Here is a 26,511-nt window from a genome sequence, read left to right on the forward strand (position 1 = left end):
GTACGGCTTGTGCTTGGTAAGGGCAAAACCAACAAGGAACGTCTGGTTGCAACAAGGAGGTTTTTATGTCCCTGGTCATCAATCACAACATGATGGCGATGAACGCCTCAAGAAATTTGTCGAATTCGTACGGCGCTCTGGCGACGTCGACCAGACGTCTTTCTTCGGGCCTGCGCATCACCACCGCTGCCGACGATGCGGCGGGTCTGGCCATTCGCGAACTCATGCGGTCGGACATCTCCACGCTCAACCAGGGCGTGCGCAACGCCAACGACGCCATTTCCATGATCCAGACGGCGGACGGCGCGCTCCAGGTCGTGGATGAAAAGCTCATCCGCATGAAGGAACTGGCCGAACAGGCCGCCACCGGCACCTACACCTCGGACCAGCGCCTCATCATCGACTCGGAATACCAGGCGATGGCTTCGGAAATCACCCGAATCGCCATGGCCACGGACTTCAACGGCATCTATCTCCTCAACGGCAACCTTTCGAGCTCCACCCACACCGGCGACACCATGACGCCGTCGGGCAAGCTCAAGGTCCACTTCGGCACGGGCAACTCCAGCGCCGAGGACTACTACTACGTCCAGATCGGCAACTCCACGGCGTCGGCCCTGGGCGTGGGCATGGGCGCGGCCGCAGGCAAGGCCGGCCGCAGCATCTCCACGCAGCAGCAGGCCCAGGAAGCCCTGGACGCCATCACCCAGGCCATCGTGTCCAAGGACAAGATCCGCGCCAACCTGGGCGCCCTGCAGAACCGCCTGGAGAACACCATCTCCAACCTGCAGATCCAGGCCGAGAACCTGCAATCCGCCGAATCGCAGATTTCCGACGTGGACGTGGCCAACGAAATGACCGAATTCGTGCGCCAGCAGATCCTCACCCAGTCGGCCGTGGCCATGCTGTCCCAGGCCAACTCGCTGCCGAAGATGGCCATGCAGCTCATCAGCGGCTAGACGTAAGGCATCGGTGGGTTATGAAAAAGGACCAGGGAGGCGGGGACCGCGATGCCGGTCCCTCCCTGGTCCGAAAGGGTCGCGCCGCACGCGGACAATTTTTTGACAGGGCCCGTCGCGACGCGAAATGGCGCGGGCCGCACCGGATACGTCTTCAGGAAGCGTCGTCGGCGGCGGGGGCAACGTCCGCGAGGCTCTCCAGGGCCATGCGGGCCGCCAGCTGTTCCGCTTTCTTCACGCTCTTGTCCACTGCCGTGAGCTCCCGGCCGTCCGGCAGCGTCAGGCGCACGTGAAAGCGCTTGTCGTGCTCGGGGCCGTCGCTGCCGAGCAGCGCATACACCGGCCGGGCCTTGTGGGTCTTCTGGGTGTGCTCCTGCAACCGGCTCTTGAAATCCTTGCTTTTGGGCGCAAGGGGCCTGTCCGGCCAGACATCGCGGAATGTTTCGGCCACGAAGCGTCTTGCCGCCGCATACCCCCCGTCCAGGAACAGCGCGCCGATCACGGCTTCGAACACGTCGCTGAGCAGGGCCGGCCGCGCCCTGCCTCCCTGGTTTTCCTCCCCCTTGCCCAGCCGGATGTGCTCTTCCAGGCGCAGGGCCTTGGCCATGGCGGCCAGACTGCCCTCGTTGACGAGCTGGGAGCGCAACAGGGTCAGCTCGCCCTCCGGGGATTCGGGATAGCGGGCGAAAATTTCCTCGGACACGCACAACTCGAGCACCGCGTCGCCTAAAAATTCCAGGCGTTCGTTATGGTTGGCGATGTCGCCGCGTTCGTTGGCAAACGAACTGTGCGTCAGCGCCGTGGCCAGGAGCTCCGGACTGGCGAAGGCGTGGCCCAGGGACCGGGAGAGGGTGGCGGTATCATCGGACATGGGGCGTGCTCCAAACGCTTTGCCGTCGGGGGGACGGATCGGTTGCCGGACAGCGCGGCCGGTTTTCGTCCTTTCGGGGCGTGATGGCAAGGGCGCCGCGACCGGGCGGCGGGTTTTTCCCCTGTGCGCCGGCAATTGGCTTGATTATCCCGGCCGGTGCGGGCATTTTATGCCGAGGCCGCCGAAGGCGGCGCAAGGCGTTTCCCGAGCAGCCACAGGAGGAAGGCACCATGGCTGGATTATATATTGGCGCAACAGCCGGATATTCCGGTAAAAACATGGTGGTCATGGGCCTTGGGCTGCGTTTCCAGAAGGAAGGCTACCGCGTGGGCTACTTGAAGCCCGTGGGGGCCATGCCCCGGGAGATCGACGGCCGGTTGTGGGACGACGACGCCTACCACGTCCAGCGCATTCTGCGCACGGACGAGGCGCCGGAAACCCTGACCCCGATCATCGCTTCCCATGATTTCCAGGTCAAGGCCTTCCGCAACCAGACCGGCGACGTGATGGGCATGATCCGCGACGCCTACGAGAAAGTGGCGGCCGGCAAGGACGTCACCCTGGTCGGAGGCTCGGGCGGTATGCACACCGGCAAATACTGCAACGCCGACGGCGTGCGCGTGGTGCGCGAGCTCGGGCTCAAGGCCGTGGTCATCGACCGCTATTCCAAGGAGCTCAACTACGACTACCTGCTCGTGTTGCGCGAGCAGCTCGGCGACCACCTGGCCGGGGTCATCTTAAACGACGTGGCGCAGAACTTCCTGGACGAAACGCACACGCTCATCGCCCCCTTCCTGCGCGACCGGGGCATCCGGGTGCTCGGCATCATCCCCAAGGACCCGCTCATGGCCGCCATCAAGGTGTCCGACCTGGCCGACCGCCTGGGCGGCAAGGTGATTTCCGCCCACCACAAGGCCGACCGCATCGTGGAGAGTTTCCTCATCGGCACCATGCAGGTGGAAAACTTCATGACGCACTTTAGGCGGCAGAAAAATTCCGCCATCATCGTCGGCGGCGACCGCTCCGACGTGCATCTCGTGGCGCTCGAGGGCGACAGCCCGTGTCTGGTGCTCACGGGCAACCTCTATCCCAACGACATCATCCTCACCCGATCCGAGGTGCTGGAGATTCCCATCATCGTGGTGCGCGAGGACACCTATACCGTGGCCAAGAAGATGGAGACGCTTTTAATGCGCCATAAGCTGCGCGACGAGATCAAGATCCGCCAGGGCGCGCAGCTGATCAACGCCAACCTCGATTTCGGCGTGCTCATGGAGCAGCTCGGCCTCGGCCGCTGACGTCCCGCTTCTTCTTTTTGGCTTTTGAAAGCCGCGCCCGGTACGAGGGGCGCGGCTTTTTTATTGGGGGTGGTTTTCTTGACCGGCGGCACGCGATTTCGCGAGCAGAGCTGCCTGGGAAATGTTTGTATAAATTTATATAAGCATATTGATAATTTCGTAGGATCGTATATTGTAGTTCTTAACTAGGACTTATCCAATGTATTTAAAGGGTATTTTCATTCGGTGCCGCCTGCGATGCACCTTCACATGGCGGTAACGCCTCGAAAGAGGTCCCCCGGGGCGTTTGCCTGGGAGAGGTTCGACGTCTGCGTGCGCCGGGGCCGCGATTGCCTGGGTCGTTTGGGCGCGGCTATCCCGACCGAAGCATATGGTGGAGAGGGAACATGAGAAACCGGTCGCAGTGCATAAGGAGGTTCTTTGGGGCGTAGTGCCGTCAAAGCAAACATTCATGGAACATATGGTCTGCTGTAAGAGGAAGATGTATTCGCAGAAGGGGGGGGTATGGAAACAAGAAATTGGAGCGCATGGATTGATGTAATGCCAATGAGCAATCGTACTCTATATGTGACAGGTGAGATGATGCTAAAGCTCATCGGAGTACGGCCCGTGCTGTCAAAAAGAGTTCCACAGGGGATAAATGATACGATTCGTATTCTTGATTTGGCGTTAAAGCCTTTGGGCCCTTCGGCAGAAAACGATGCTCCAAGCGATCGATGGGTGCCGTGTCGCTATGAGGAGGATCTGGAGTCTGCGGAAACGACCTGTAAAGTTGTAAGTATATATTATGAAGACAAGCTGATTGCCGATATTGAAGTCAAAACGGCGCACTGATTTGCGGCTAAGGTGTCTGTCCATTGTAAAAGAACAGTTTTGCCGTGGAGGATGCTATGAGTGGTTGCAATTCTTTGGTGGCTCAGGAAGTCGTCAATTACCTGAAGGGACTCGCGGCAGGCAATGAAGGAAACGCTTGGTGTGAGAAATTCGAAGCCTCGGGGACTGTGGCCAATTTTCTCTTCAAGATAAGATGCCGGCATGTGATTTGCTCTGGTATAGTCCTGTATGATGTTACTGGCGATGTCAAAGGGGACAGCATCGATCTGACGCGGCCTGACTCTTATACCGACGTGAAGATTTGTTTTGAGATCAAGCATGTCGGGAAAATATGCGTCAGCATAAAGGAAATTATTTACATCATCCTTTCCGTTGCGAAGGACGCGCGAGCGTTTGCCCTCGAAATTGACCTGTCTGACGACGATATCGGCAGATTGATAAAGGCCGCGAAGGGCGAGTAGTCAATATTTTTTAATGAAGACGCGGTATTGCAACGTGTTGCAATGCCGCGTCTTCTCTTTTGCAGAAAAAGAACGAATTTGCATTCGAGCCTCGTTGTGGGTGATGCCCTGTGCCGTGAAGGACATGTACAAGCCGGCATCTCGGCCGCATCCTCCCCGCCATTTCTTCCACGTGCCTAATTGAGCCTGTGCTCGTGGCACGAGACGAGAAACAACGCGGCGCGCAGGCGCAGGACTTCGCGGGGGGCGCGGGCCATGAGGGTGTGGCCGGGCATGGGGGACATGGTGGCAAACGCCGTGGCCTCGCGCGCGGCGGCGTCGCCGTAGCGCATGGCGGCAAGTTCCGCCAGCGCGGCCTGCACGGTCAGGCGCTCCCGGGCGAAGGCCTCGCTCAGCTTGGCGGCGTGTTCGGGCTGGCGGATGTCGAGCACGTGGCCGGGGGTTTCCTGGATGCGGGCGATGGCGTTTTTCATGACGTTCTCCTTGCCCGGTTCCTTTCGGCCGCCGCGGCGCTTCCCTTAGAGGGGGCGGCGTTTTTTTCCTGGCACGATTGCTGCTTCATGCTTGCAAACGCAAGGAAGCGACACCGTGATGCGGCATACCATAACAACTTCGGGAAGCGGGGCGTTGCCCCTGCTCCTTGTTCTTCCCCTGGCCCTGGCGCTGTGGCTGGCCGCGCCGGCCGCGCCCGGCTGGAGCGCCGATCCGGCCCAGGCGGCCGTGCGCGCTCCGGACGCCGCGCCCCGCCGGGACGACGGCCCCGCAGTCCGCGACGGCGAGACTTCGGGGTTCCGGGTGGAACTGCGCCAGAGCGCCCCGGCCGGGGGCGCGGTGCGCGTGGGCGGCGCGGCCTCCTTCGAGGCGCATATTTTCGACGGCAACCGCGAACTGGGGCCGGACGGCTACGTGTGCCGCTGGAAGGGCGACGACGGAGCCCGGTTCCTGGAACGGGAAGGGCCTTTTACCAACACGGCCGTCTTTTTGCAGCCGGGCCATCAGCGCGTCTGGGTCGAGGTGGTGCCGCGCGCCGGCCCGTCCAAGGGTTTGGCCGCCGTGTCCGAACCCGTGGACCTCGACGTCGGCAAACCCGCCTTCGCCTTGTCCGTGCAGCCGGCCTCACCGCTCGTGGGCGAGGAGGTCACGGTCTCGATCCGCGATTTTCCGGTCCACGACGGCGTGGAATTCCGCTGGGACCCGCTGCCGGACACGGCCCGGCTCGTGCGCGTGGACGAACGCGCCCTGACATTCTACCCCACCGCGGCCGGGAACGTGCCCGTGCGCGTGACGGCCACGGCCCGACCGGAATCCGGCAGGGAGGCCGACCTCGGCGCGGCTGCCATGAAGGTCGCGGCCAGGCCCTACGCGGTTACCGTGGAGAACAAGGGGCTGCTCGAGGCGCCGGCCACGGTCTGGCGAGAGGGCGAGGGCCCGGTGCCGGCCGACGGCGTGGCCGTGGGGCAAAATGTGCGGCTGCGCGCCGCCGTGTCGCCGCCGCCGCGCCATGCGCCTCTTTCCTACGGCTGGAGCCTGTGTCCGGGAGCGCGCGTGCGGGGCGGCGAGGACGGCCGTGAGATCGCGGTCTCGCGGGAGAGCCTCGGCGCGTGCAAGGCGACCCTGGAAGTGCGCGATTCCCGGGGATTGCTCCTCGGCAAGGGCGAGGGCGGCTTCGAGGTGACCGTGTCCCGGGAGGCACTGGACACCGCAGTGGCCAAGGCCCGGGAGACGGACAGGCTCGTGGCCGCGGCCGGGCAGGCCTGGGCCGAGGGCGACCCGGACCGGGCACTTACGCTCGCCGCCAAGGCGGCCCGGGGCAATCCGAAAAACATTCCGGCCCTGGCCGCGCTGGAGCGCATCGACCGGGACAAGACGCGGCTGGATTCCTGCCTGGCCAAGGCCGGCGCGGCGCTGGCAGCGGACGATTTTTCCGAGGTCGCGGCCATGCTCGGCGAGGCGGCCAAGGTCAACGCCAGGGCCGGGGCAATCGAGGGCCTGCGCCGGGAGGCGGCCGCGCGGCGCGATGTGCTGGACAAGGTGGACAAGCTGCTGGCCCTCTCCCGCGAGCGCTGGGATGCCGGCGCGGTGGACGAAGCCATCGCCAAAACGGGCGAGGCCTTGCGCCTCGATCCCGGCCACGCCGCGGCCCGGGCCGCGCGGGAGCGGCTGGTGGCCGACCGCGAGCGGCTGCTTGCCGCGCTCAAGCAATCCTCCGCCTACCTTGCGGCCAAGCGTTTCGACAGCGCCGCCCTGGCCCTCGACGAGGCCCGCGCCGTGAACCCGCGTTTCGCGGCGACACGCGAACTCGAAACGGCCATTGCCGCGCGCAAGGACAAGGCCTGGCGCATGGACGAACGCCTGGCCCGGGCCAGGGACCAGTGGAACGCCGGCGAGGCCGATGCCTCCCTGGCCACCCTGACCGAGGCACTGGCGCTCGATCCCGAACATTCCGGCGCGTCCCGGGCGCGCGGCGAGATCGCCCAGGCGCGCGAGCGGCTCGTGCACGCCGAGGACAAGGCCGAGGCGGCCATTGCCGCGGGCAAGCCCGACGAGGCGCGAAGCGCCCTGGCCGAGGCCGCGACGATCAGCCCGCGCCATGCCCGGCTGGCCTCCCTGCAAAGCGCCCTGGCGCACCGTCTCGACCGCGACAGGCGGCTGGCGGCCCTGGCGGCCGAAGCCGACAAACGCACCGCCGCCGGCGACCTGGACGGCGCGATCCTGGCCGTCAACGACATGCTGGCGCTGACGCCCGGAAACCCGGCCCTGACCGCCAGACGCGACAAGCTGACGCGCGCCCGTGACGCCGTGACCGAGGCCCTGGCGCGGGCCAGGGACTATCTCGGGGCCAAGCGTTTCGACCTGGCGCTCGACGCCGTGGCCGAGGCCGAGGCCGTGCGTCCGGGACACGCGGCAGTGGCCGGCTGGCGCGAGAAGGTCGTCGGTGCCCGCAAGCAGGCCGAGGCCGCGGTGTTGGCTGGGCTCGACGCCGTGGAGGCGCTGCTGCGCAAAAAGGACGTTTCCGGCGCGGATGCGGCCTACCGCGCCCTGCGGGAAAAGGGACCGCTGCCCGGGGCTCTGGCCGCACGGGCCAGGGATGCGGAGCGGCGCATCGAGGCCGGGCTCGCCGGCCGCGATGCCGCCCGGCGCGAATTGGCCGGACGAGACGCCAGGCCCGATGCGACCGCCACGGCCGAGCGCAAGGCGCGCTGCGAGGCCATCGGCCGGCAGGCGGTTGCGCGCCGCGCCGGCGGCGACCACGCCGGGGCCATCCGCGACTACCAGGACCTGCTCAAACTCTGCCCGGACACCTGCCAGGCCTACAACAACGTGGGCGCGTCGCTTTTCTCCCTGGGCTACGCCGCCGAATCCCTGCCCTGGTTCGACGAGGCGGTCAAATGCGCGCCCGGGGAAAAGCTCTACCGCGACAACGTGGCCCTGACCCGCAAGCGCCTGGCCCAGGCCGGCGGCGTCGCGGGCGCGCGCGCCTCCTGCGCCGCCGCCTTCGACGCGGCCGAGGCCAAGCGCGGCAGCGGCGACCTGCCCGGGGCCATCGAGGTCTACAAGCAGGTCGTGGCCGGCTGCCCGGATTTCTGCGCCGCCTACAACAACATGGGGCTTTCCCTGCACAAGCTCGGCCGCACGGCCGAATCATTGCCACTCTTCGAGCAGGCGCTGCGCTGCAATCCCCAGGAGAACCTCTTCAAGGACAACTACGAGCTCACCGCCAAGCGCCTGCGCACCGCCGATCGTGGCAAGTAGTCGGGGGAGTGGGGAAGAGGAGTAGGGGAAAGAGGGGGAGGGAAGATGCCTCCGGCGGCCGGGAGGGGATGATCCCCTCCCGGACCCTCCTCGATAGGGGCGCGGGGGACGGCGTTGCTTTCGCGGGGCGGTCGGTTATGCTCGCGCCATGGACGAAATACCGGATATGACGGCGCAGGTCGCGGTGGATGCGGCCCAGGCCGGCGAGCGGCTGGACAGGGCCACGGTTTTGCTCTGGCCCGGGATCGGCCTGCGGGGCCGGCGGCGGCTGATCGAGGCCGGGGGCGTGCTTGTGGACGGCCGCACGCGCGGCGCGGCCTACCGGGTGCGGGCAGGGGAAATTCTTGCCGCCGTGCCCGTGGACAGGCCGGAGGCGCACTTTGCCGCCCCGCACGTGCCGCTGCTTTTTCGCGGCGCAGCCTATGCCGCCGTGTCCAAACCGGCGGGGCTCCACAGCGCGGCCATCGCCCACGGCGGCGGCGAGAGCCTGGAGGCGCTGTTGCCGGAGCTTTTCCCCGAAAGCCCGGCGCTGCTTCTCTCGCGCCTGGACAGACTCACGAGCGGCATCGTGTCCGTGGCCTTCGGCGAAACGGCGGCGGCGCGCTACCGGGCGCTCGAAGACGCGGGCGCGGTGGAGAAAACCTACCACTGCGTGGTCCACGGTGTCGTCGCGGCGCCCTTTGTCGTGGATTTCAAGCTGGATACGGCCGATCGCGCCAAGACGCGGGTGCGCTTTCGCACGCAGCCCGATACGCTGCGTCATACGTTTGTTTCACCCCTCTCGCGGGAAGGGAGCCTCAGCCTCGTCGCCTGCCGCATCGCCAAGGGCGCGCGCCATCAGATTCGGGCGCATTTGGCTGCGGCCGGACATCCGCTCGTGGGCGATCCGCTGTACGGGCGCGGCGAGGAAGGGGGGCTTTTCCTGCACTGCGCGGGGCTTGCCTGCCCGGTGCTCGACGTGACGGACGCGCCACCCTGGACCGTGGCCGAAGCCGCGGCGGCAGCGGGTGCGAATGCGAAAAGCGCGGAATAGTCGCGGGACGGCCGGCTATTGGGCGTCGGCGGAGAGGGCGTCGAGAAGGCCTTCGATGATCTCGTAGCGTTGGATGAGGTAGGTTCCCGAATCGACGCGTCGCTTGAGTTCGGCGATGCGGTGGGCGCGCTCTTCGGGGGATTCCTGGCGAACCGGCGAGCCGGGGGGGTGGGTGGACGTATCGGGTACGGTCATGGCGGACATCCTTGTCTGCGCCGCCCCGGCCGATCCATTGATGCCAGGGACGACTTGGTTTGTCGGTGGGCTTATCGGCCGGCTTCGCAGCGTTCTTTAGCGGCAAGGGGAAAAATCCCGTTCGTGCGAAAAGGGCTTGCAAAGCGGGGCGGGATTGTTTATAAGAATAAACATGAGCGGACAACATGATGGTCAGGGTCATGCCGGCGGGGGCTTTGAAGGGTTTTTCGCCCGTGCGGCCAAGGCGACGGGCATCGGCTCCCAGGCCGAACTTGCGGCCCTGCTCGGCGTGCATCGCTCGGCCGTGACCCAGGCCAAGCGCAAGGACGCCGTGCCCAAGGCCTGGGTGCTCGCCGTTTCCCGCAAGGCCCGCGTCGATGCCGACTGGCTGGAATTCGGCCAGGCCGCGCGCCGGGGCGGTGAGAACTCCGCGGAGAACGGGGCGTTCGCGTCCGTGCCTAAGGTGCGGGCGCGCCTGTCCGCCGGCGGCGGCTCCTTCGAAACCGAAGGCGAGGTGGAGGCCCTGTACCCCTTTCGCCGCGAGTGGCTGCGGCGCAAGGGCAACCCGGCGAACATGGTGCTCATGGATGTGGTCGGCAACAGCATGGAGCCGGAGATACGCCACGGCGACATGGTGCTCATCGACCAGGCGCAAACCGCCATCGTCGCCCATGGTATCTACGCCGTGGGCGTGGAGGATACGGTGCTCGTCAAGCGCGTGGAAAAGCGGCCCGGCGAACTGGTCCTTTTAAGCGACAACCGGGACTATGCCCCCATCGTGCTTTCCGGCGACGCCCTCGATGTCTTGCGCGTCATCGGCCGGGTGTTGTGGATCGGGCGGGAAGTGTAATTTTTTTTGTCCGTTGTGTTGATAAGAATAAACTTATGTTGCGCAGGCCGCGCAACGAGGAGGCGCATCATGCAACGACGCTACTGCCGCTGCGGCATGTCCATCCTGGTGGAGTTCCGTCCGACCGGCCCGACCTGGCGGGCGCTGTTTTTCCGGCCCCGGCTCCTTTTTCGGGCGCGGCTGTCGCGTTGCCCCAACTGCGGAGAGTCCCTGGACATCGACCGGTTGTCCTGACGGGCCGCCGGCATGTCCGCGCGTGCGCTCTTTGGCGATGGGCCGTTTCGTTTCCTCGTGGCCAGCCCCCCCTTGCGGCCGCGGCGAACCCCTCCCTGTCGGCCGTCATTGCCGCCCGCCCGCGACGCCGTCCCCGTTCCCCGGCGTCGCGGGCGTTGTTGTCCGCCAATTCCGCTTTTTCCTTTCCTCCGGAAACGATTGGCAGTATCCTAAGGATCGCGCCGCAACGCCCCGGGGGATCGTCGCAATGAACACTTGGACGTTTGTCGTTCTCTATGCCGCGACCGTCAGTGGCATTTCTTCCATCTATGCGCCCCAGCCGCTGCTGCCGATCCTGGCCGACGCCTTCGGCGTGTCCGAAGCCACGGCCTCCCTGGTCACCACAGCCACCATGCTGCCGCTTGGCCTCGCGCCCCTGGCGTATGGTTTTTTCCTCGATGCCGTGCCGGCCAAGCCGCTCATCGGCGCGTCCCTGGCGCTTCTGGCCTGCTGCACGGCGGGGCTGTGCCTGGCCCCGGATTTCGGCTGGTTTCTTTCCATCCGCGTCGTCCAGGGGTTGCTTGTGCCGGCGCTCCTCACGTCGCTCATGACCTATCTGGCCACCTCTGCCTCGGCCGCATCCCTGCGCCGGGTCATGGCCGCCTATATTGCGGTGACGGTGTTCGGCGGCTTTTTCGGCCGTTTTTTCTCCGGCCTTTCAGCCAACGCTCTGGGCTGGAAAGTCCCCTTTTTCGGGCTTGCCGTGGTGCTGGCCCTGTGCGCCGCGGCCTGTCGTTTCCTGCCGCCGGACGGCCGGGCGGCCTTTTCGCCCATCCGCCTGGAGTACGCGCCGCAGGTGCTGCGCAAAAACGGCTTTATCGCCACGTATCTGGTCGTTTCCCTGCTCTTTTTCGTCTTTTCCGGCATGCTCAACCTGCTGCCGTTTCGGCTGGGCAAGCTGGCCGGCGGCTACTCGCCGCTTCGGGCCGGGGCGATGTACGCGGGCTATCTCATGGGCATCATCGCCTGCCTGACCTCCCATCGTTTTTCCCGCCGCCTCGGCGGCCCCACACGGACCATGACCGTGGGCGCGGTCGTGGTCATCGCGGCGGCCGCGGTTTTTTCCCTGCCGTCCCAGGCCGCGATCTTCGCCAGCGTCTTCGTGTTGTGCGCGGGCATGTTCCTGGCCCACTCCGTGGCCCCGGGCGTGCTCAACAGCGCGGAAAGCGAGCATAAGGGTCTGGTCAACGGGCTCTACATTTCTTTTTACTATTCCGGCGGGGCGCTCGGAGCGTATTTGCCCGGGCTCGTTTTCGCCCGGTTCGGCGAACGCGCCGCCGCCGGTTTGCTTCTTTGCGTCGCAATGCTGGCCGCCGTGATCGCGGCCCGTCTTGACGGCAATGCGTTTTCGGGCGAGGCCAAGGCGGGATGAGACGGCTTGGGGTGAACATTTGCGGGGTTGGCGGCGACGCAAGGCGCATGCCCGGGACTCCCGTCGCAGGAAAGATCCTGCGGCGGCGCTGCCGGCTTTTCCCCGTCCTGGCCTTGCTGCTCTGCCTTGCGCTGACCGCATGGCCAGGCAAGGCCGCGGCCCAGGACGAAATCACGGTCAAGGGCGGTAGCGCCGTCTATCCGCTGCTTCGGGTCAATATCTCCGATGGCGGTCGTTTGGCGGAGCTTTATATCGGCTTCGAGGCCCAGTGCCAGGATGCGGAAGGCGCGCAGCTCGCTGCCGCGCCGCAGACGCGCGAAGCCGTCCTGCTTTTTCTGCGCGACAAGTCTGCGGCGCAACTCACCGGCGCCCTGGCGAGGCGCAGGCTCAAGGACGAGCTCATCGCCGTCATGAACAAGGCCATCGGCGCACCCCGGGTCGTGCGCCTGTATTACCTGCAATTCGTCATCCGGTAGCCGCGCCATGCCCCTTGTCCGCCTGATTCGACACGGCCAGAGCGCCTCCAACGCCGGCGAGGCGACCGAGCATCCCGACACCATTCCGTTGACCGCCCTGGGCCATGCCCAGGCCGCCGTGGTGGCTTCCTGTTTTCATAAGCCGCCCGCGCGGGTGGTCTTTTCCCCCTTCGACCGTGCGGCCCAGACGGCCGAGCCTTTGTGCGAGCGCTACCCCGACGTGCCGGTCGCCGTGTGGCCCATCCAGGAGTTCACCTACCTCGCACCGCGCCGCTACCTGGGCACCACGCGCCACGACAGGAGCCAGGCCGTGGTCGATTACTGGGTGCGCCTCGATCCGCGTTTCCGGGACGGGGAGGGGGCCGAGTCGTTCGTGGATTTCTGGGACCGGGTGGAGGCCTTTCTGGAACGGATCGCGCCCCTTGCCGGCTCCTCGGCGGTGTTCTCCCACGGCCAGTTCCTGCGCGGGGTGTTGTTGCGCGTGTTGTGCGGTCCTTTGGGCGTGGAGGAAGCCATGACGCGCTTCCGTTCCTTCCGTACGGCCGTTGCCTACCCGAATGCGGCCATCACCGCCCTGGCCCTGTCTCCTCGCCGGGCCTATCTGGGTCAGGTTTGCGCCGGCCACATGCCCCCTGAAATGCTTTCCACGTGAAAGTGCCTGTTTTTTCTTGAAACGCGTTGAAACCATGCGTTGCCTGCCCTACAAGAAAAGCGTATCGGCGTTCGTCGAACGCGACTCTTTGAGGAGCATGCCCATGGCGCAACGGCGCAGCGACCGCCCGGGACGGTATACGGCCATGGCCTTGTTCGTGGCCGCGGTCCTGTGCTTCCTTGCCCTGGACCCGGCCCAGGGACAGGCCGCCAAGCGCGCGGGCGCCTACTGGGCAAGCCTTTCCCGCGAACAGAAGACCGATCTTGTCCTCGGCATTTTCGACGGCTTCAATCTCAACGAGAACATCCTCGGGATCACCCTCAAAAACGAATACACCATCTGCACGGACATCATGGAAAGCATCATGCGCCAGTCCGACGCCTTTTTCGCCGGCATGCCGGCCGGAAAGATCGTCACGGCCCTGGATGCCTTCTATGCCAACAAGAAAAACAGGAACATTCCCGTTTCCTGGGGCCTGTGGGTGGTGGTGCGGGAAAACCGCAAGGACCCGACCGTCGGGGAATTTCTCGGCGAATTGCGCAACGTGTATCCATAACCGACGCAGGGCCCAACGGAGGCGGCTGCGAGCGGGGGAAGGATGTTTCCCGAAACGCCGCCTTGGCGGTTGGAAATAGCGCCCGCTTGCGGCGTCTTGCTTTTTTGGGAGGCGTGATTAAAAGGGCAACCGCCGGCCGCCGGCACGGCCGCGAGGAGGAAGCATGACGTCTCCGAAAGAGCTTTATTATGCCAAACGGTTGGAGGATGTGGCCGAGGCGCTGCGCAAGAACCACTTCAAGGTCCACGTCGTTCCCGACGCCGCGGCGGCCAAGACTTTGGTTCTGGACGAGGTCCTGCCGGCAACAGGTGCGAAGACCGTCGCCTACGGCGGCTCCATGACCCTTGTCGGCTCCGGCCTGCCGCAGGCCCTGGCCGAAACGCCCGGCGTCGCGGTCCTCGACACCCTGGACAAGACCCTGACCCCGGAGCAGGCCTACGAACGCCGCCGCCAGGCGTTGCTGGTCGATCTCTTTCTCACAGGCACCAACGCCGTCACCGAGGACGGTGTGCTCGTCAACCTCGACATGATCGGCAACAGGGCCTGCGCCATCGCCTTCGGGCCGAAGCATGCCGTGGTGCTGGTCGGGCGCAACAAGATCGTGCCGGACTTGACTTCCGCCATAAGCCGCATCAAGGAATTCGCCGCTCCGGCCAACGCCATGCGCCTGGCCAAGAAGACGCCCTGTACGGCCACCTCCCATTGCGAGGACTGCGGTAGCCCGGAGCGCATCTGTAACGTGTGGACCATCACCGAAAAGTCCTTTCCCAGGGGGCGGATCACGGTGATCTTGATCAATCAGGATTTGGGACTGTAAGAGGCCGTTTGGGGCAAAGCGAGGGGCCGGCTTTGGCTTGGAAGAAGATACCACCCGAGGCGGATTATTTCCACTGCGAACCGGGGACCGACTATTACATCTGTGAGGAAGGCTTCGTCGTCGAAGGGCGCTTCCTTCAGGATGAAAACGCCAATCTCGACAAGGCGATCTGGCCGACCGTGCAGGGCAACCGGGCCTACATCCGGGTGCGCCGCAAGGGCGTGGACAAGAAGTTTCAGCTCGTGCGGATCTTCGCGGAGCTTTTCCCGGAGCTGCTTTCCGGCGAGATCCAGGTGCGCACGCGCAAGGGGCCGTTTAGCCTGCGCGTGGATGCGGAAGCGCGCGAAGAGGAGCCCGCGCCCCGCGCGGCCGCGCCGGCCCGGCCACGCAAGGAAAAACCCGCGCGCCGCGAACGCGAGGAGACCGAGGAGGCCCTGCCCGAGGTCGAGGACGAGCCCGCGCCGGACGAGGACGAGGACGAGGATGCCGCCTCCACGGTGTCCGATGCCCGCATCTGCAAGGTGTGCAACCTGCGCAAACGCGCCTCGGAGTTCAGCCCCCGCGACGACATGTGCATGGATTGCTACATGGGGCGCGACGAACTGCTCAAGGAAATCATCGCGCGGCGGCGGCGCAAGACCAAGTCCGCAACGCCCCGCACGGTCGAGGAGAACGTCGAGGGCGGCAACATGGACGATGGCCTGGACACCTTCGGCCGCATGGATTTCGGCATCAACCTCCCCGAGTAGCCTCCGTCCGGCCGCGCGTCGGCCGTGCCGATTTCGTTCCGGCGTTCGGGAGGGTTCCACGTTGTGGAACGCCGCCCCGGACGCCGGCTTTGTTTTTTCGCAACCAAGCGCGCCGCCGGGCGGTTGCGCGGCTGGCCCGCCGTTTGCTTGGCACCGTCTGCGGCGCGGCCGCCAGCGAGGTTCGCATGACCCGAAACGGCAGCGATCAGGTCCCGGGTGAACCGGCTGTCCCCGAACCCCGCACGGGGCTCAAGGAAGCCGACGTGCTGTTGCCTTTGGCCGTGGCTATCTGCATCGCCCTTGGCTGGTACGTGCTGCTCGATTACGAGCGGGCCGTGGCGGAGTGCGTGGCGGTATTGCCCGGGGCGGGGATGCGGGTCCGCGAACTGCGCCTGATGCTGGGGCTAGCCGGCGTGGGCGGGCTCGGTATGGCCTTTCTCGCGGCACGGGAGGTCCGGCGACGACGTCTGGCAGAGGCGAAACTGCGCCTTGCGGGCGAGGCCCTGGCCCGGCGCGTGGAACGGCGCACCAGGACGCTCGTGCGCCGCACCAGGGATCTGCGCGAATCGCAGCGGCGCGTGGAGCAGGCCGCGGGCGAGGCGGAGGTTGCGTATGCCGCCGGCCAGGGCGAGGCCGCCGACGCCTACCTGCACGGCATGGGCAATGCCTTGTCCTCATTCGAGGCCGAACTGCTGCGCCTGGGGCGCGTCCTGGGCGGGGCCGGCCGTCTGGAGGACGCTTTCGACGGCCTCGCCCGGGCCATCGACGCCGGAGACCACGAGGCGGCCGTGCGCCATACCCGGGCATTGCGCCAGGCCGTGCTCGAACGCGCCGTTCCGCGGCTGGCCGAACGGACGGCTGCTCTTGGCGCGATCAAGGTGCGCATGCTCGGCGAGCTGGAAGCCCGCCGCGAGGCGTTCGAGGGCAAGGGCCGGCCCAGGCCGTTTTTTTCCAGTGTGCGCCTGGACGTGGAACTGGCCGCCATGCTCGCATGCATGCCCCGGGCCGCGGGTTTCGACCCGGTGGCGCGAAGCCTCACGCCTGGGGTGACGGTGCGGCTGCGCAAGCAGCCGTTTCTCGCGGGGCTGGCCGCGCTGTTGCGCCGGAGCCTGGATGCGGCCACGGGCGCGGCTTCGGTGCGCCTGGAAGCCGGGCCGCACGGCGGAGCTGTCATCGTGCTCGAAGGCGTGCCCGAGCCCGGGGCCCTGGAGCCGCCTGTGGCGGCCTTTATCAATTTCCTCAATGAAAATGCCGGTAGCCTGCGGTTTTATCCGGCGAGCGCCGGACAACCTTCCCGCCTCGTGCTCACGGTCGCCGGCGATCCCGACGCAACGCCCGGGCGCGCCGACCTTCCTTGACAGGCAGGTCCAATCCCTTATGATCCCCTGACTCTGGAAGATACGGCGGGAGGCGATGGTCAGGCGCAATGTTTCCGATTTGCGGGCAGGCATGGTGCTGGCCGAGGATGTGCTGACTCCCGGCGGCCGCTTTCTCATGCCCAAGGGAACCACCCTTGATCATGGGCATGTGAAATCCTTGCTCGCCTGGAATCTGCCCGACGTGGGCGTGGTTGAGGGCGAGGGCGGCAGCGTTTCGCCCGTGGCGGTCCCGGACGTGGAAGCCGTCGCGGCCGCGGCCGCGGCGACGGTAGCCGAACGCCTGCGCCTGCTCGATCCCGGCCATCCCCTGACCCCCGTGCTCCACCGCCTGGCCCTTGACCGGGAAGTCCGCCGCCGCAAGGCCGTAGGGGGCGATGCCTCCTCCGCCTCCTCCGGGGGGGAAGCCGCGCGTCCGGCCGAGGACGCGCCGTCCCCCCCGGAATCGCCTGAAGCGCTCCTGCGCGACGAACCCAAGCTCGTTTCTCCGCCCGAGGTCTACCTGCGCATCAGCGAAGTACTGCGCAATCCCGCGAGCACCGTGGACGACGCGGCCGAGAGCATCCGCCACGATCCGAACCTGGCCGCCAAGCTGCTGCGCCTGGTCAACAGCTCGTTCTACGCCCGCACCATGCGCGCCGTGCGCGGCCGGTTTCCGGCCAAGGTGGACAGCCTGTCCCGGGCTGTGATGGTGGTCGGCGGCCGCCAGTTGGCGACGCTGGCCCTGGGCGTTTCCGTACTGCCGCTTTTCCAGGACATCCCGCCGCACTGGGTCAACATGCAGGTGTTCTGGGAGCATAGCGTGGGCTGCGCCGTGGCCGCCCAATCCCTTGCCGGAGCCCTTGGCCGGGAGAACGCCGAAGCCGCCTTCGTGGCCGGGCTGCTCCACGACATCGGCCGCATCGTGCTTTTCAAGCAGGCTTCGACGCACATGGCCGCGGCCATGCGCCAGGCCGTGACCGCGCACGCGCCGCTTTTCGAAACCGAACGCGCGCTGCTCGGCTTCGACCACGCCGCCCTGGGCGGCCAGTTGCTCCAGAAATGGCAGTTTCCGGCCAATCTGGAGAAAATGGTCCGCTACCACCACGACATGGACGAGCCGCTTTTCGTCGAGGAGCCGGCCATCGTGCACCTGGCCGATGGCGTGGCCACGGCCATGGGCTGGGGCGCGAGCGGCAACCGCCATGTCGCGCCCCTGGCTCCGGCGGCCTGGGACGCCCTGGGCCTGACCGCCGCGGGCGTGGCCGCGCTCGTGCCCGCCATGGAGGCGCGTCTGGCCGAAACCATGCACAGTTTTTTCCCGGACAGGGCCGGGCCGCCATGACCTTTGCCGGCCGACTACCCTTGGAGCGCTGATGCCCGACCGCATTCTGGTCATCGAGGACGACGCGGCCTTCGGGGCCATGCTCAGCGAGGCTCTGGCCTCACGCGGCTATGCGCCGGTCCATGTCGGCTCGGCCGAGGAAGGCCTGGCCAAGGCCAAGGCCGAGGCCTTCGACCTCGTCATCACCGACGTCATGCTGCCCGGCATGGACGGCATCGAGGGGCTCTCCAGGCTCAAGGACGCCTGTCCGCAAGCCGAGGTCATTGTCATGACCGGCTACGCCGCCAAGGAAAAGGCCCTGGAGGCCGTGCGACTCGGGGCCTACGACTTTTTCGCCAAACCCTTTTCCCTGGCCGAGATGGAAGTGGTGGTGCGCCGCGCCCTGGAGCGGGGCGCGCTGGTGCGGGAGCTTTCCCGGCTCAAATCCGCCCTGGCCGCCGGACGGGGGCCGGTCATCGTCGGCCAGTCCCCGGTCATGCGGGACGTGGTGGACATGGTGCGCCGGGTCGCGCCGCTCGATTCCACGGTGCTCATCACCGGCGAATCCGGCGCGGGCAAGGAGGTCGTGGCCGATGCCATCCAGGCCTTAAGCCGCCGCAGCCACGCGCCCTTCGTCAAGGTCAACTGCGCCGCCATCCCGGAAAACCTTCTGGAATCCGAGTTGTTCGGCCACGAAAAGGGGGCGTTCACCGGTGCCGTGGCGCTGAAAAAAGGCAAATTCGAACTGGCGTCCGGCGGCACGATCATGCTCGACGAGATCGGCGACATGCCGCTTTTCCTCCAGCCCAAGCTGTTGCGCGCCGTGGAGCAGAAGCAGGTCGAGCGCGTGGGCGGCGCAAAGCCCATCGACATCGACATCCGCATCATCGCCGCGACCAACCAGGACCTCCAGGCCCTGGTCGCGGAAAAGAAGTTCCGGGCCGACCTCTACTACCGCCTGAGCGTCGCCGCCATTCCCCTGCCGCCCTTGCGCGAGCGCAAGGAGGACCTGCCGCTTCTGGCCGCGCATTTTCTGGAGCGCATCAATCCCCGCGTCGGCGTCAACCTGCGGGGCGTGTCCCGGGAGGGCATGCAACTCCTTTACGACTGCGACTGGCCGGGCAATGTCCGCCAGCTGGCCAACACCCTGGAGCGGGCGGCCATCGTCAGTTCCGGCGAGGTGCTCACCGCCGCGGACGTGGCCCGCGCCCTGGACGTTCCGGGCAGGCGCCCGCCCGAGGCTCCCGCGCAGGACGCCCCGGCCCGCGCCGGCAACCTGCGCGACACCCTTCAGGACATGGAGCGCAACATGATCCTTTCGGCCCTGCGCAAGGCAGGCGGCGTGCAGAAGGATGCGGCGCGTCTGCTCGGGGTGAGCCCGAAAAACCTCTGGAACAAGATCCAGAAACACCGCATCGAGACCGCGGAATACGCGGCGACGCCGCCCTCCTGACGCGGGCCGGGGGCCGAGCCTTGCCAAGCCGACGCTTTTGAGGCACTGGCCTCCCACCCCGTCTCAGGAACGATGCCCAAGGAGGTTGCATGGGCGACAGGCGACTGGCCGAAATCATCACCCCCGATGTCATCGCCGTATCTCCGGATACGCCGGTGCGCGCCGGACTCGCCGTCATGCGCGACCGCGGCATCTCCTGTCTGGTCGTGGCCGAGGCGGGAGTGCCCGTGGGCATCGTCACCGAGCGCGACATCGTCTGGGGCGCGGCCCATCGCGGCGAAGCCTTCGCCGACCGCACCATGGGCGAGCTCATGACCTCCCCGGTGGTCACCGTGGACGAGGACACCATGCTCGTCGAGGCCTACCATCTGCTTGCCCGCAAGCGCCTGCGCCACCTGGTGCTGGTGGACGCGGCCGGCAAGGCACGGGGCGTGCTCACCCAGTCCGACCTGATCGAGAGCCTCGGCCACGACGCCCTGACGGAAATGCAGCGGGTGGGGGACATCATGACCCGGGAGGTGGTCACGGCGCCGGGCAACTGCACCGTGCGCGAGGCCGTCTCGCGCATGGCCTCCCGTTCCATTTCCTGCCTCATCGTCGCCCGCGAGGACCGCCCGGCGGGCATCGTCACCGAGCGCGACGTGGTGCGCCTGCTGGCCGAAAGCCCGCACATGGGCAGCCTCAAACTCTACGACATCATGAGCTGCCCGGTGGTGTGCGCCGAGGCCGAGCGCCCGGTGTTCGAGGCCGCGCTGCTCATGAAAAAGCGCCGCGTGCGCCGTCTGGTGGTCGTGGACGACGACAGGCGGGTGCTCGGCCTCGTCACCCAGTCCGACATCGTGCGGGCGCTCGAAAGCCGCTACGTGCGCACGCTCAAATCCGCCCTGGCGGAAAAGGACGCGGCCCTGCGCGAAGTGGGGCGTTCGCTCGTGGCCAAGACCGTTTTTCTGGATAACCTGCTGCGCAGCGCCGAGATGGCGATCGTTGCCGTCGACGAAGACTGGCGCGTGACCTACGTCAATCCGGCTGCCGAGGAGATGTTCGGCCTGCACGCCGAAACGGTCGCCGGGCGCGACCTGCGCGAGGTGCACCAGCGTCCGGGCATCGACCGCGCCGCCTTCCTGCGGGGGCTCGATGCCGTATCTCCCACCCACAGCTACGATTTCACATTGCGCAAGGAACGCGGGGGCACGGCGCACAGCTATGCCGTGCGCGTTTCCGGCATTTACGACAAAGGGGGGTCGCCCTCCGGATTCGTGCTCATGGCCCGCGACGACACCGAACGCCGCCAAGCCGAGGAGAGCCTGGAGCGGCTCACGCGCAACCTCGAACAGCTCGTGGTCGCGCGTACGAGCGACCTCACGGCCCAGGCCAAGGAGCTCGAGGAGGCCAATACCCGGCTGCGCGGCATGGACGAGATCAAGAGCGCCTTCCTTTCGTCGGTTTCCCACGAGCTGCGCACGCCCCTGACCTCGCTGCTCGGGTTTTCCAAGCTCGTCGCCCGGGATTTCGCGCGCCATTTCATGCCCCTTGCCGGCGACGACACCGCGCTCGTTCGACGCGGGGCGCGCATCGGGGAGAACCTGCGTGTGCTCGCCGCCGAGGGCGAACGGCTCGCGCGGCTCCTCAACGACTTTCTCGACCTGTCCCGCATTGAGTCGGGCCGCATGGAATGGCGCGACCGGCCGATTCTCCTCGACGACGTGCTGCGCCGGGCCGTGGCCGCCGTGTCCGGCATGTTCGCCACCCGGCCGGAAGTGGATCTGGAATTGCGCCTGCCCGAAATCTCGCCCGTGGTCGTGGCCGACCCGGACCGCCTGGAACAGGTGCTGCTGAACCTCATCGGCAACGCGGCCAAGTTCACGGCCGTGGGCGCGGTGACCGTGAGCCTGGACGTGCCCGAGCGCAACCTCGCCCGCGTCTGCGTGCGCGACACCGGCCCCGGCATCGCGGCCGAGGACCGGGAACTCATTTTCGACAAGTTCCGCCAGGTGGGCCGCGACCCCGAAGGATCGGGCCCGGCCAAGGGCACGGGGCTGGGGCTTGCCATCTGCCGCGAGATCGTGACCCACTACGGCGGGCGCATCTGGGTCGAGCCCGCGCCCGGACGTGGCGCGGCGTTTGTCTTCGAGCTGCCCACGGCGGACGCGGAGGGGCTCTGCGTGCCCACGGCCCGGGGACCGGCCCCGCGCAAGGACAGGCCGCTGGTGCTGGTCGTGGACGACGACCCGGCCGTGTCCTCGTTCCTCATCCAGTTCCTGGAAGGGGAGGGCTACCGCGTGGCCTCGGCCCACGACGGCGAATCGGCCCTGGCCGCGGCCGAGCGGCTGCGCCCGGGCGTGATCACCATGGACATGGCCATGCCGGGCATGGACGGCCGCGCGGCCATGGAAGCCCTGCGCCGCGATCCGGAGCTTTCCGCCATCCCCATCCTGGTCATCACCGGCCACGGCGACGCGCCCTGCCATGCCGCCGACGCCGTTCTGCCCAAGCCCCTGGACCCTGACCGCCTGCTCGCCGCCATCGAGGAACTGCTCGCCGGCAAGGGCTAGTCGTCTTTACAACCGGGCCGGCGTGCTTATGTTAAATATGCAAGGGGAATGCCTCCCCTTCAGATATGGGAACAACGGCAACGGAGGGACGCGCGAAATAAACGGACAACACCATAACCCGCGCAACGAGGCGCGCCTTTTCCGAGATTCGCCAGGCGTATGAGGAAGAGTTCCCGAAGCAAAGCTTCGGAACCGGCTGTGTAAGCAGCTCCCGCGCCGACGGCGAATCTCTTTTTTTGTGCTGAGGAAGGGCGGACAGGTCAGGAGGACGGGGCTTCGCCGCGGACGCCGCGCCTGACCAGGGCGTCAAGGTCCTCGCCGGGCACGGGGCGCGAGAAATAAAACCCCTGCGCGCTTTCGCAATGCAGGTCGGTGAGCGCCGTACGGTGCTCGTCGAGTTCCACGCCCTCGGCCACCACTTCCAGGCCGAGCTTGTGGGCCATGGCGATGATCGCCCGCACGATCTCCATGTTCTGTTCGGCCTCGTTCATGTTGCCCACGAACGAGCGGTCCACCTTGAGGCTGTCGAAGGGGAAGCGCTGGATGTAGGACAGCGACGAATAGCCCGTGCCGAAGTCGTCGATGACCACCTTGACCGACAGGGCCTTGAGTCGCTTGATCGTGGCCACGGCCTCGTCGGCGTTGTCCATGAGCACGGATTCCGTGAGCTCCAGGCGCACGAGCGACGGATCGATGCCGGTCTCGGCCAGGATGCCCGCCACTTCCTCCACGAAATCGGGGCGCTTGAACTGGCGGCCGGAAATATTGACGGAAAGCGTCAGTTTTGCGGCGTCCGGGTTGGCCTGCCCGAGCGACACCATGCGCCGGCAGGACTCCCGCAGCACCAGGGCGCCCAGGTCGTTGATGAGCCCCGTCTCTTCGGCGATGGGAATGAATTCGCTCGGCACGATGTTGCCCTGGTGGGGATGCTTCCAGCGGGCCAGGGCCTCGACCCCGGTGATCGCCCCGCTCGAAAGGGATACGATGGGCTGGTAGTGCACCGTGATCTCGCCCGATTCCAGGGCGTGGCGCAAGGCCAGCTCCATCTCCATGCGGCGCTGGGTGACCACGCGCATGCCGGCGTCGAAAACCGTGTAATGGTCGCCGCCGTGCTCCTTGGAGCTGTACATCGCGTTGTCCGCGTCGCGCAGCACCTGGTCGGGATGTTCGTAGGCCGCCGAACCGAGCACCACGCCGATGCTGCACGTGACGAAAATTTCCTGCTTCTTCAGGCGAAACGGCGCGGCGAGTTGGCGCAGCACGTTGTCGGCCATGGCGCTTGCGTCCGTGAGGCCGTCCACGTCCTCCACAAGGATGGCGAATTCGTCGCCGCCGAAACGGGCCAGCGTGTCCACGTCGCGCAGCAATTTTTGCAGCCGGTTGGCGATGACCATGAGCAGCCGGTCGCCGGTGACGTGGCCGAAGGTCTTGTTGACCAGCTTGAAACGGTCCATGTCCAGGTACAGTACGGCATAGAGCGCCTGGGGATTGCGCTTGAGCCGTTTTATGGACTGCTCCAGGCGGTTTAAAAAAAGCGCCCGGTTGAAAAGGCCCGTGAGGGTATCGTGGAAGGCGTCGTGGAGGATGTGTTCTTCGAGCTGCTTTTGCCGGCTGATGTCCGCCAGCACGACCAGCGCGCCTCGCGTCGGCCCGGCAAGGGGCGTGGCGCACAGGGCGCGCCAGATGGGGTGCTGCGGTTTGCCGCAGGGCAGGTCCATCTCGTAGCGCTGGGCCGTGCCCGAAAGCACCGAGACCAGACCCTCGCGCACGCCGGCCGCAGCGGCCGGGGAGAGGAGCTTTTCGCAATAGGCTGCGAAAAGACGCCCGATGACCTCGCCTGCTTCGATTTCGCCCAAGAGCGCCCGGCAGGACGCGTTGGCGGCCACGATGACGCCCGCCGCGTCCAGTACGGCGGCATGGGTGGCAAGGGATTCGAGCAGGTCCGCGGATTCTGGCAGCATGGCCCCTGGTCGCTGGTTTCGTGCCGCGATGGCGTCCTTGACCACAAATACTTCAACAAGTGTATGGTTTTTGACCGCAATCGTCAAAGGCCAATTCGACGGACGGGAGCGGCGGCAAGGGATTGGAAAAAATAATTAGAGTATCTAATAGATTGGCTGGAAGCACCGCACCCCCCCGTTCTTGACTTTTCGTTTGCGCCCCGTCATAGACGAACTTCCCGGGCAACGTGCCTTGCCCGGGCATTGCCGCGGCGGCAGTCTGCCGCGCGGACGCGGCCACACGACGCGGCAGTGAGGACGGGCATCTTCCAGGGTGAACGCTCTCCCTGGAGCGGCTGAGGGTTAAGTGGAAACATCCTGGTAACATAGGGTTTCAAAGAGAGTCGGGCGCCGCTCGGGGGCTTGCAGGCAAGCCGGGCAAAGCGGTGTCGGGCCAAACCTTTTAGGAGGACCGGACATGGCCATTGTTATCGACGACGATGCTTGCATGGGTTGCGAAGCTTGCGTGGAAACCTGCCCCGAGGCTTTCGAAATGAACGGCGACGGCGACAAGGCTATGGTGAAAGATCCCGAAGTCGAAGCGGATTGCGTTGACGAAGCCATCGACGCCTGCCCGGCCGAAGCCATCACCAAATCCTGAACCTGATCGTCCCTTCGGGGACACCCCGCGCCGGGAAACCGGCGCGGGTTTTTTTATTTCTTCGCCCGGACCGTCTAAGCCCATGGCGCGATCGGCCGATAAGAAGCGTGAAGGCCTCCCCGAATGGAGGGAGGAGAAGAACAAAAGGAACGCTTCTTGCTTATGAATAAGCGTCAAGGGGCTCCCCCCCGTCCGAGGTGGCATTATGAAGCGTCTGCGCAACTACCTGCAACACCGGCTCAATCCCGTGCACATGTACTGCCGGTTGCTGGATTTCGGCCTGGCCAGCGGCAGCGCCCGCCGTGTCTGCTCCGTGTACGAACGGTTCATCTACAAGGGCCTGCTGTTTCATTAGGAACCGGTTTTCCTTGTAAAGCCCGCCAGTGCGCCGCGGCGCGCCGCACCGCGTCGCGGTCCCGCTGACCCGCCCCCCGCGACTCCCTCGTGTGCAATTTTTTCCCACAGCTGTCTCCTTTTAGGCCATTTTCGTAACCGGCCCCTCCCGCCTTGAGCGCAGGCGCAATTGCGCGTACACATCCCTGCCACGCAGACAAAGGAGGCGGCGATGCCGTTGCGCGCGCTGTGCCTGGACATCGGTTCCGGCACCCAGGACGTCTACTACCACCAGCCCGGTCTGGAACCAGAGAACTGCCCCAAATTCGTGCTCCCCGCCCCGGCCCGGCAGGTTGGCGCGCGACTCGCCGCCCTGACCGCCGCCGGCAAGCCCGTCTACCTCTGCGGGCGCAACATGGGCGGCGGCTTCTTCAAGGCCTTCCGCGCCCACGTCAAGGCCGGCCTGCCCCTGGCCGCACACCCCGACGCCGTCTGGGCCCTCACCGACGATCCCAAACGCCTGCGCGACACCATGGGCGTCGCCGTTACCGAACACCGGCCCGCCGGCTACGTGCCCCTGCACCTGGCCGACTACGACCCGGGCTTCTGGAACGCCTTCCTCGCCGCCGCAGGCCTGCCCGAACCCGAACTCGTCGTCGCCTGCGCCCAGGACCACGGCCTGCATCCAGGTAAAAGCAGCCGCGAAGGCCGCTTCAAACTCTGGGAACGCTTCCTGAGCGAAGCCGACGGCCGTCCCGATGCCCTGGTCTACGATACACCGCCCGTGGAACTCACGCGCCTGGCCACCCTCCAGCAATCCATCGGCGGCGGTCCCGTGGCCGATTCCGCCGCGGCCGCCATTCTTGGGCTGCTCACCGACCCCGCCGTCAAAGCCAAAAACAACGAGACCGGCGTCATGCTCGTCAACGTCGGCAACAGCCATACCGTCGCCGCCCTCGTCTACCGCCAACGCATCCACGGCATCTATGAACACCACACCGGCATGCTCCCCCCCGACGAAGTCTGGAACGACCTCGAACGCTTCCGCCGCGGCCACCTCGCCAACGCCGAAGTCTTCGACAAAGGCGGCCACGGCTGCCTCACCCTCACACTGCCCGTAGCCGCCGGCATCTTCCCCTATACCTCCGTCATCGGACCCAAACGCGCCACGCTCGCCGGCTTCGACGTCGATTTCCCCAGCCCCGGCGGCGATATGATGCTCACCGCCTGCTTCGGCCTCGTCCATTGGCTGCAAGCGCACAAGGAATAGGGATAGGGCGTAGGGTTTTAGAACGGAGCGGGGAAGAGGAGACAAGAGGGAAGATGCCTCCGGCGGCCAGGAGGGGGTGACCCCCTCCTGGACCTCCTCGATGGAGATGTGGGAAGATGGCAAGCGGGTGGTGAGGTGGTCGTTCGCGGGAATGCGTCGGCGAGGCCGGAATTTTCCCGGCGATGCCGTCGCTGCGCTCCAGGCTCGCCGGGAAAATTCCGGCCTCGCAGGCCCGTCGCCCCTGCGGGGCGTGTTTAAAGGAATTTTACCTTGAAAGCCTCTTAAAGACCTTCAGGGAATTTCTTAAAATGCGGCGCTTCGCCGCTGGCGCCCGTGGTCTCGGAAATGGGGCTGCCGTGCTGGCCGGCTTTGCGGCCTGCGGGGCAGCCCCATTTCCGAGACCACAGACCCCGACGCACCGCCCGCCGACCGTCCTTCCACCCGCTCCCAACCTCCCAGCCCAGGGGGTCCGGG

25 protein-coding genes are annotated in these 26,511 nt (G+C 66.3%); 21 read left to right on the forward strand and 4 right to left on the reverse strand.

What is annotated here, in order from left to right; genetic code table 11:
• Positions 1 to 65: 65 nt before the first annotated feature.
• A complete protein-coding gene (locus Q368_RS0105280) occupies positions 66 to 959 on the forward strand; it encodes a flagellin N-terminal helical domain-containing protein (RefSeq protein ID WP_029457897.1) in 894 nt (297 codons plus the stop codon).
• 154 nt (positions 960 to 1,113) lie between these two features.
• Here Q368_RS0105280 and rnc read toward each other — a convergent pair whose 3' ends face one another.
• On the reverse strand, positions 1,114 to 1,830 hold the full coding sequence (rnc, locus tag Q368_RS0105285; RefSeq protein WP_029457899.1) for a ribonuclease III: 717 nt from the start codon (positions 1,828 to 1,830) through the stop codon (positions 1,114 to 1,116).
• Between the two features lie 230 nt (positions 1,831 to 2,060).
• Here rnc and Q368_RS0105290 point away from each other — a divergent pair, with 230 nt between their 5' ends.
• From Q368_RS0105290 to Q368_RS0105295, 3 genes are all read left to right on the forward strand, one after another.
• Positions 2,061 to 3,128, forward strand: coding sequence for a phosphotransacetylase family protein (locus Q368_RS0105290; protein WP_029457901.1), 1,068 nt, complete (start codon positions 2,061 to 2,063; stop codon positions 3,126 to 3,128).
• A 504-nt stretch (positions 3,129 to 3,632) separates the two neighbouring features.
• Positions 3,633 to 3,962, forward strand: a complete 330-nt coding sequence (locus tag Q368_RS25525; protein WP_156955637.1) for a hypothetical protein — start codon at positions 3,633 to 3,635, stop codon at positions 3,960 to 3,962.
• Positions 3,963 to 4,018: 56 nt separating this feature from the next.
• Positions 4,019 to 4,423 (forward strand): hypothetical protein, encoded by a 405-nt coding sequence (locus Q368_RS0105295; RefSeq protein WP_029457903.1) that lies wholly within the window; start codon positions 4,019 to 4,021, stop codon positions 4,421 to 4,423.
• A gap of 176 nt (positions 4,424 to 4,599) precedes the next feature.
• On the opposite strand, the gene Q368_RS0105300 is transcribed toward Q368_RS0105295, so the two are convergent.
• The gene (locus tag Q368_RS0105300) at positions 4,600 to 4,896 is read right to left on the reverse strand and encodes a hypothetical protein (protein WP_029457905.1); all 297 of its coding nucleotides are present in this window, start codon (positions 4,894 to 4,896) and stop codon (positions 4,600 to 4,602) included.
• A gap of 118 nt (positions 4,897 to 5,014) precedes the next feature.
• Here Q368_RS0105300 and Q368_RS0105305 point away from each other — a divergent pair, with 118 nt between their 5' ends.
• Both Q368_RS0105305 and Q368_RS0105310 read left to right on the forward strand, forming a co-directional pair.
• The gene (locus Q368_RS0105305) at positions 5,015 to 8,176 is read left to right on the forward strand and encodes a tetratricopeptide repeat protein (RefSeq protein ID WP_043785057.1); all 3,162 of its coding nucleotides are present in this window, start codon (positions 5,015 to 5,017) and stop codon (positions 8,174 to 8,176) included.
• A gap of 166 nt (positions 8,177 to 8,342) precedes the next feature.
• Complete coding sequence (locus Q368_RS0105310; RefSeq protein WP_043785059.1) at positions 8,343 to 9,209, forward strand: pseudouridine synthase family protein; 867 nt, start codon at positions 8,343 to 8,345, stop codon at positions 9,207 to 9,209.
• A gap of 15 nt (positions 9,210 to 9,224) precedes the next feature.
• Here the strand turns inward: Q368_RS0105310 and Q368_RS0105315 are convergent, their stop codons facing one another.
• A complete protein-coding gene (locus Q368_RS0105315) occupies positions 9,225 to 9,404 on the reverse strand; it encodes a flagellar biosynthesis anti-sigma factor FlgM (protein ID WP_029457908.1) in 180 nt (59 codons plus the stop codon).
• Between the two features lie 172 nt (positions 9,405 to 9,576).
• Between Q368_RS0105315 and Q368_RS0105320 the strand changes: the two genes are divergently transcribed.
• From Q368_RS0105320 to Q368_RS0105375, 12 genes are all read left to right on the forward strand, one after another.
• Positions 9,577 to 10,254: a LexA family transcriptional regulator gene (locus tag Q368_RS0105320; RefSeq protein WP_029457909.1), complete on the forward strand. Its 678-nt coding sequence runs from the start codon at positions 9,577 to 9,579 to the stop codon at positions 10,252 to 10,254.
• A 69-nt stretch (positions 10,255 to 10,323) separates the two neighbouring features.
• Complete coding sequence (locus Q368_RS26595; protein WP_169740591.1) at positions 10,324 to 10,488, forward strand: hypothetical protein; 165 nt, start codon at positions 10,324 to 10,326, stop codon at positions 10,486 to 10,488.
• A gap of 247 nt (positions 10,489 to 10,735) precedes the next feature.
• Positions 10,736 to 11,899: an MFS transporter gene (locus Q368_RS0105330; protein ID WP_029457910.1), complete on the forward strand. Its 1,164-nt coding sequence runs from the start codon at positions 10,736 to 10,738 to the stop codon at positions 11,897 to 11,899.
• 47 nt (positions 11,900 to 11,946) lie between these two features.
• Positions 11,947 to 12,375, forward strand: a complete 429-nt coding sequence (locus tag Q368_RS0105335; RefSeq protein WP_052360034.1) for a flagellar basal body-associated FliL family protein — start codon at positions 11,947 to 11,949, stop codon at positions 12,373 to 12,375.
• Positions 12,376 to 12,382: 7 nt separating this feature from the next.
• Positions 12,383 to 13,027: a histidine phosphatase family protein gene (locus Q368_RS0105340; RefSeq protein WP_029457914.1), complete on the forward strand. Its 645-nt coding sequence runs from the start codon at positions 12,383 to 12,385 to the stop codon at positions 13,025 to 13,027.
• A 103-nt stretch (positions 13,028 to 13,130) separates the two neighbouring features.
• Positions 13,131 to 13,583: a hypothetical protein gene (locus Q368_RS0105345; protein WP_029457915.1), complete on the forward strand. Its 453-nt coding sequence runs from the start codon at positions 13,131 to 13,133 to the stop codon at positions 13,581 to 13,583.
• 163 nt (positions 13,584 to 13,746) lie between these two features.
• Positions 13,747 to 14,400 (forward strand): lactate utilization protein, encoded by a 654-nt coding sequence (locus Q368_RS0105350; RefSeq protein WP_029457916.1) that lies wholly within the window; start codon positions 13,747 to 13,749, stop codon positions 14,398 to 14,400.
• 32 nt (positions 14,401 to 14,432) lie between these two features.
• A complete protein-coding gene (locus Q368_RS0105355) occupies positions 14,433 to 15,149 on the forward strand; it encodes a hypothetical protein (protein WP_029457918.1) in 717 nt (238 codons plus the stop codon).
• A gap of 185 nt (positions 15,150 to 15,334) precedes the next feature.
• Positions 15,335 to 16,507, forward strand: coding sequence for a hypothetical protein (locus Q368_RS0105360; protein WP_029457920.1), 1,173 nt, complete (start codon positions 15,335 to 15,337; stop codon positions 16,505 to 16,507).
• A gap of 55 nt (positions 16,508 to 16,562) precedes the next feature.
• A complete protein-coding gene (locus Q368_RS0105365) occupies positions 16,563 to 17,849 on the forward strand; it encodes an HDOD domain-containing protein (protein ID WP_029457922.1) in 1,287 nt (428 codons plus the stop codon).
• A gap of 31 nt (positions 17,850 to 17,880) precedes the next feature.
• On the forward strand, positions 17,881 to 19,281 hold the full coding sequence (locus tag Q368_RS0105370) for a sigma-54-dependent transcriptional regulator (RefSeq protein WP_029457923.1): 1,401 nt from the start codon (positions 17,881 to 17,883) through the stop codon (positions 19,279 to 19,281).
• Between the two features lie 89 nt (positions 19,282 to 19,370).
• Complete coding sequence (locus Q368_RS0105375; RefSeq protein WP_029457925.1) at positions 19,371 to 21,833, forward strand: CBS domain-containing protein; 2,463 nt, start codon at positions 19,371 to 19,373, stop codon at positions 21,831 to 21,833.
• Between the two features lie 260 nt (positions 21,834 to 22,093).
• On the opposite strand, the gene Q368_RS0105380 is transcribed toward Q368_RS0105375, so the two are convergent.
• Positions 22,094 to 23,794, reverse strand: a complete 1,701-nt coding sequence (locus Q368_RS0105380; RefSeq protein ID WP_029457926.1) for a putative bifunctional diguanylate cyclase/phosphodiesterase — start codon at positions 23,792 to 23,794, stop codon at positions 22,094 to 22,096.
• 457 nt (positions 23,795 to 24,251) lie between these two features.
• Here Q368_RS0105380 and Q368_RS0105385 point away from each other — a divergent pair, with 457 nt between their 5' ends.
• From Q368_RS0105385 to Q368_RS0105395, 3 genes are all read left to right on the forward strand, one after another.
• Positions 24,252 to 24,434, forward strand: a complete 183-nt coding sequence (locus tag Q368_RS0105385; protein WP_029457928.1) for a ferredoxin — start codon at positions 24,252 to 24,254, stop codon at positions 24,432 to 24,434.
• 205 nt (positions 24,435 to 24,639) lie between these two features.
• Positions 24,640 to 24,789: a hypothetical protein gene (locus tag Q368_RS26600; protein ID WP_169740592.1), complete on the forward strand. Its 150-nt coding sequence runs from the start codon at positions 24,640 to 24,642 to the stop codon at positions 24,787 to 24,789.
• A 210-nt stretch (positions 24,790 to 24,999) separates the two neighbouring features.
• Positions 25,000 to 26,037: a DUF1786 domain-containing protein gene (locus tag Q368_RS0105395; protein WP_029457930.1), complete on the forward strand. Its 1,038-nt coding sequence runs from the start codon at positions 25,000 to 25,002 to the stop codon at positions 26,035 to 26,037.
• Positions 26,038 to 26,511: the final 474 nt, after the last annotated feature.

It is taken from the genome of Solidesulfovibrio alcoholivorans DSM 5433 (assembly GCF_000702665.1).
GTDB lineage: Bacteria > Desulfobacterota > Desulfovibrionia > Desulfovibrionales > Desulfovibrionaceae > Solidesulfovibrio > Solidesulfovibrio alcoholivorans.

Coding starts and splice junctions, on each gene's coding strand:
- Q368_RS0105380 (WP_029457926.1), bottom strand. CDS start 23,794: ATGCTGCCAGAATCCGCGGACCTGCTCGAATCCCTTGCCACCCATGCC.
- Q368_RS26595 (WP_169740591.1), top strand. CDS start 10,324: ATGCAACGACGCTACTGCCGCTGCGGCATGTCCATCCTGGTGGAGTTC.
- Q368_RS0105360 (WP_029457920.1), top strand. CDS start 15,335: ATGACCCGAAACGGCAGCGATCAGGTCCCGGGTGAACCGGCTGTCCCC.
- Q368_RS0105340 (WP_029457914.1), top strand. CDS start 12,383: ATGCCCCTTGTCCGCCTGATTCGACACGGCCAGAGCGCCTCCAACGCC.
- Q368_RS0105345 (WP_029457915.1), top strand. CDS start 13,131: ATGGCGCAACGGCGCAGCGACCGCCCGGGACGGTATACGGCCATGGCC.
- Q368_RS0105330 (WP_029457910.1), top strand. CDS start 10,736: ATGAACACTTGGACGTTTGTCGTTCTCTATGCCGCGACCGTCAGTGGC.
- Q368_RS0105315 (WP_029457908.1), bottom strand. CDS start 9,404: ATGACCGTACCCGATACGTCCACCCACCCCCCCGGCTCGCCGGTTCGC.
- Q368_RS0105375 (WP_029457925.1), top strand. CDS start 19,371: ATGGGCGACAGGCGACTGGCCGAAATCATCACCCCCGATGTCATCGCC.
- Q368_RS25525 (WP_156955637.1), top strand. CDS start 3,633: ATGGAAACAAGAAATTGGAGCGCATGGATTGATGTAATGCCAATGAGC.
- Q368_RS0105295 (WP_029457903.1), top strand. CDS start 4,019: ATGAGTGGTTGCAATTCTTTGGTGGCTCAGGAAGTCGTCAATTACCTG.
- Q368_RS0105310 (WP_043785059.1), top strand. CDS start 8,343: ATGACGGCGCAGGTCGCGGTGGATGCGGCCCAGGCCGGCGAGCGGCTG.
- Q368_RS0105350 (WP_029457916.1), top strand. CDS start 13,747: ATGACGTCTCCGAAAGAGCTTTATTATGCCAAACGGTTGGAGGATGTG.
- Q368_RS0105385 (WP_029457928.1), top strand. CDS start 24,252: ATGGCCATTGTTATCGACGACGATGCTTGCATGGGTTGCGAAGCTTGC.
- rnc (WP_029457899.1), bottom strand. CDS start 1,830: ATGTCCGATGATACCGCCACCCTCTCCCGGTCCCTGGGCCACGCCTTC.
- Q368_RS0105290 (WP_029457901.1), top strand. CDS start 2,061: ATGGCTGGATTATATATTGGCGCAACAGCCGGATATTCCGGTAAAAAC.
- Q368_RS0105370 (WP_029457923.1), top strand. CDS start 17,881: ATGCCCGACCGCATTCTGGTCATCGAGGACGACGCGGCCTTCGGGGCC.
- Q368_RS0105365 (WP_029457922.1), top strand. CDS start 16,563: ATGGTCAGGCGCAATGTTTCCGATTTGCGGGCAGGCATGGTGCTGGCC.
- Q368_RS0105335 (WP_052360034.1), top strand. CDS start 11,947: ATGCCCGGGACTCCCGTCGCAGGAAAGATCCTGCGGCGGCGCTGCCGG.
- Q368_RS0105320 (WP_029457909.1), top strand. CDS start 9,577: ATGAGCGGACAACATGATGGTCAGGGTCATGCCGGCGGGGGCTTTGAA.
- Q368_RS0105305 (WP_043785057.1), top strand. CDS start 5,015: ATGCGGCATACCATAACAACTTCGGGAAGCGGGGCGTTGCCCCTGCTC.
- Q368_RS26600 (WP_169740592.1), top strand. CDS start 24,640: ATGAAGCGTCTGCGCAACTACCTGCAACACCGGCTCAATCCCGTGCAC.
- Q368_RS0105280 (WP_029457897.1), top strand. CDS start 66: ATGTCCCTGGTCATCAATCACAACATGATGGCGATGAACGCCTCAAGA.
- Q368_RS0105395 (WP_029457930.1), top strand. CDS start 25,000: ATGCCGTTGCGCGCGCTGTGCCTGGACATCGGTTCCGGCACCCAGGAC.
- Q368_RS0105300 (WP_029457905.1), bottom strand. CDS start 4,896: ATGAAAAACGCCATCGCCCGCATCCAGGAAACCCCCGGCCACGTGCTC.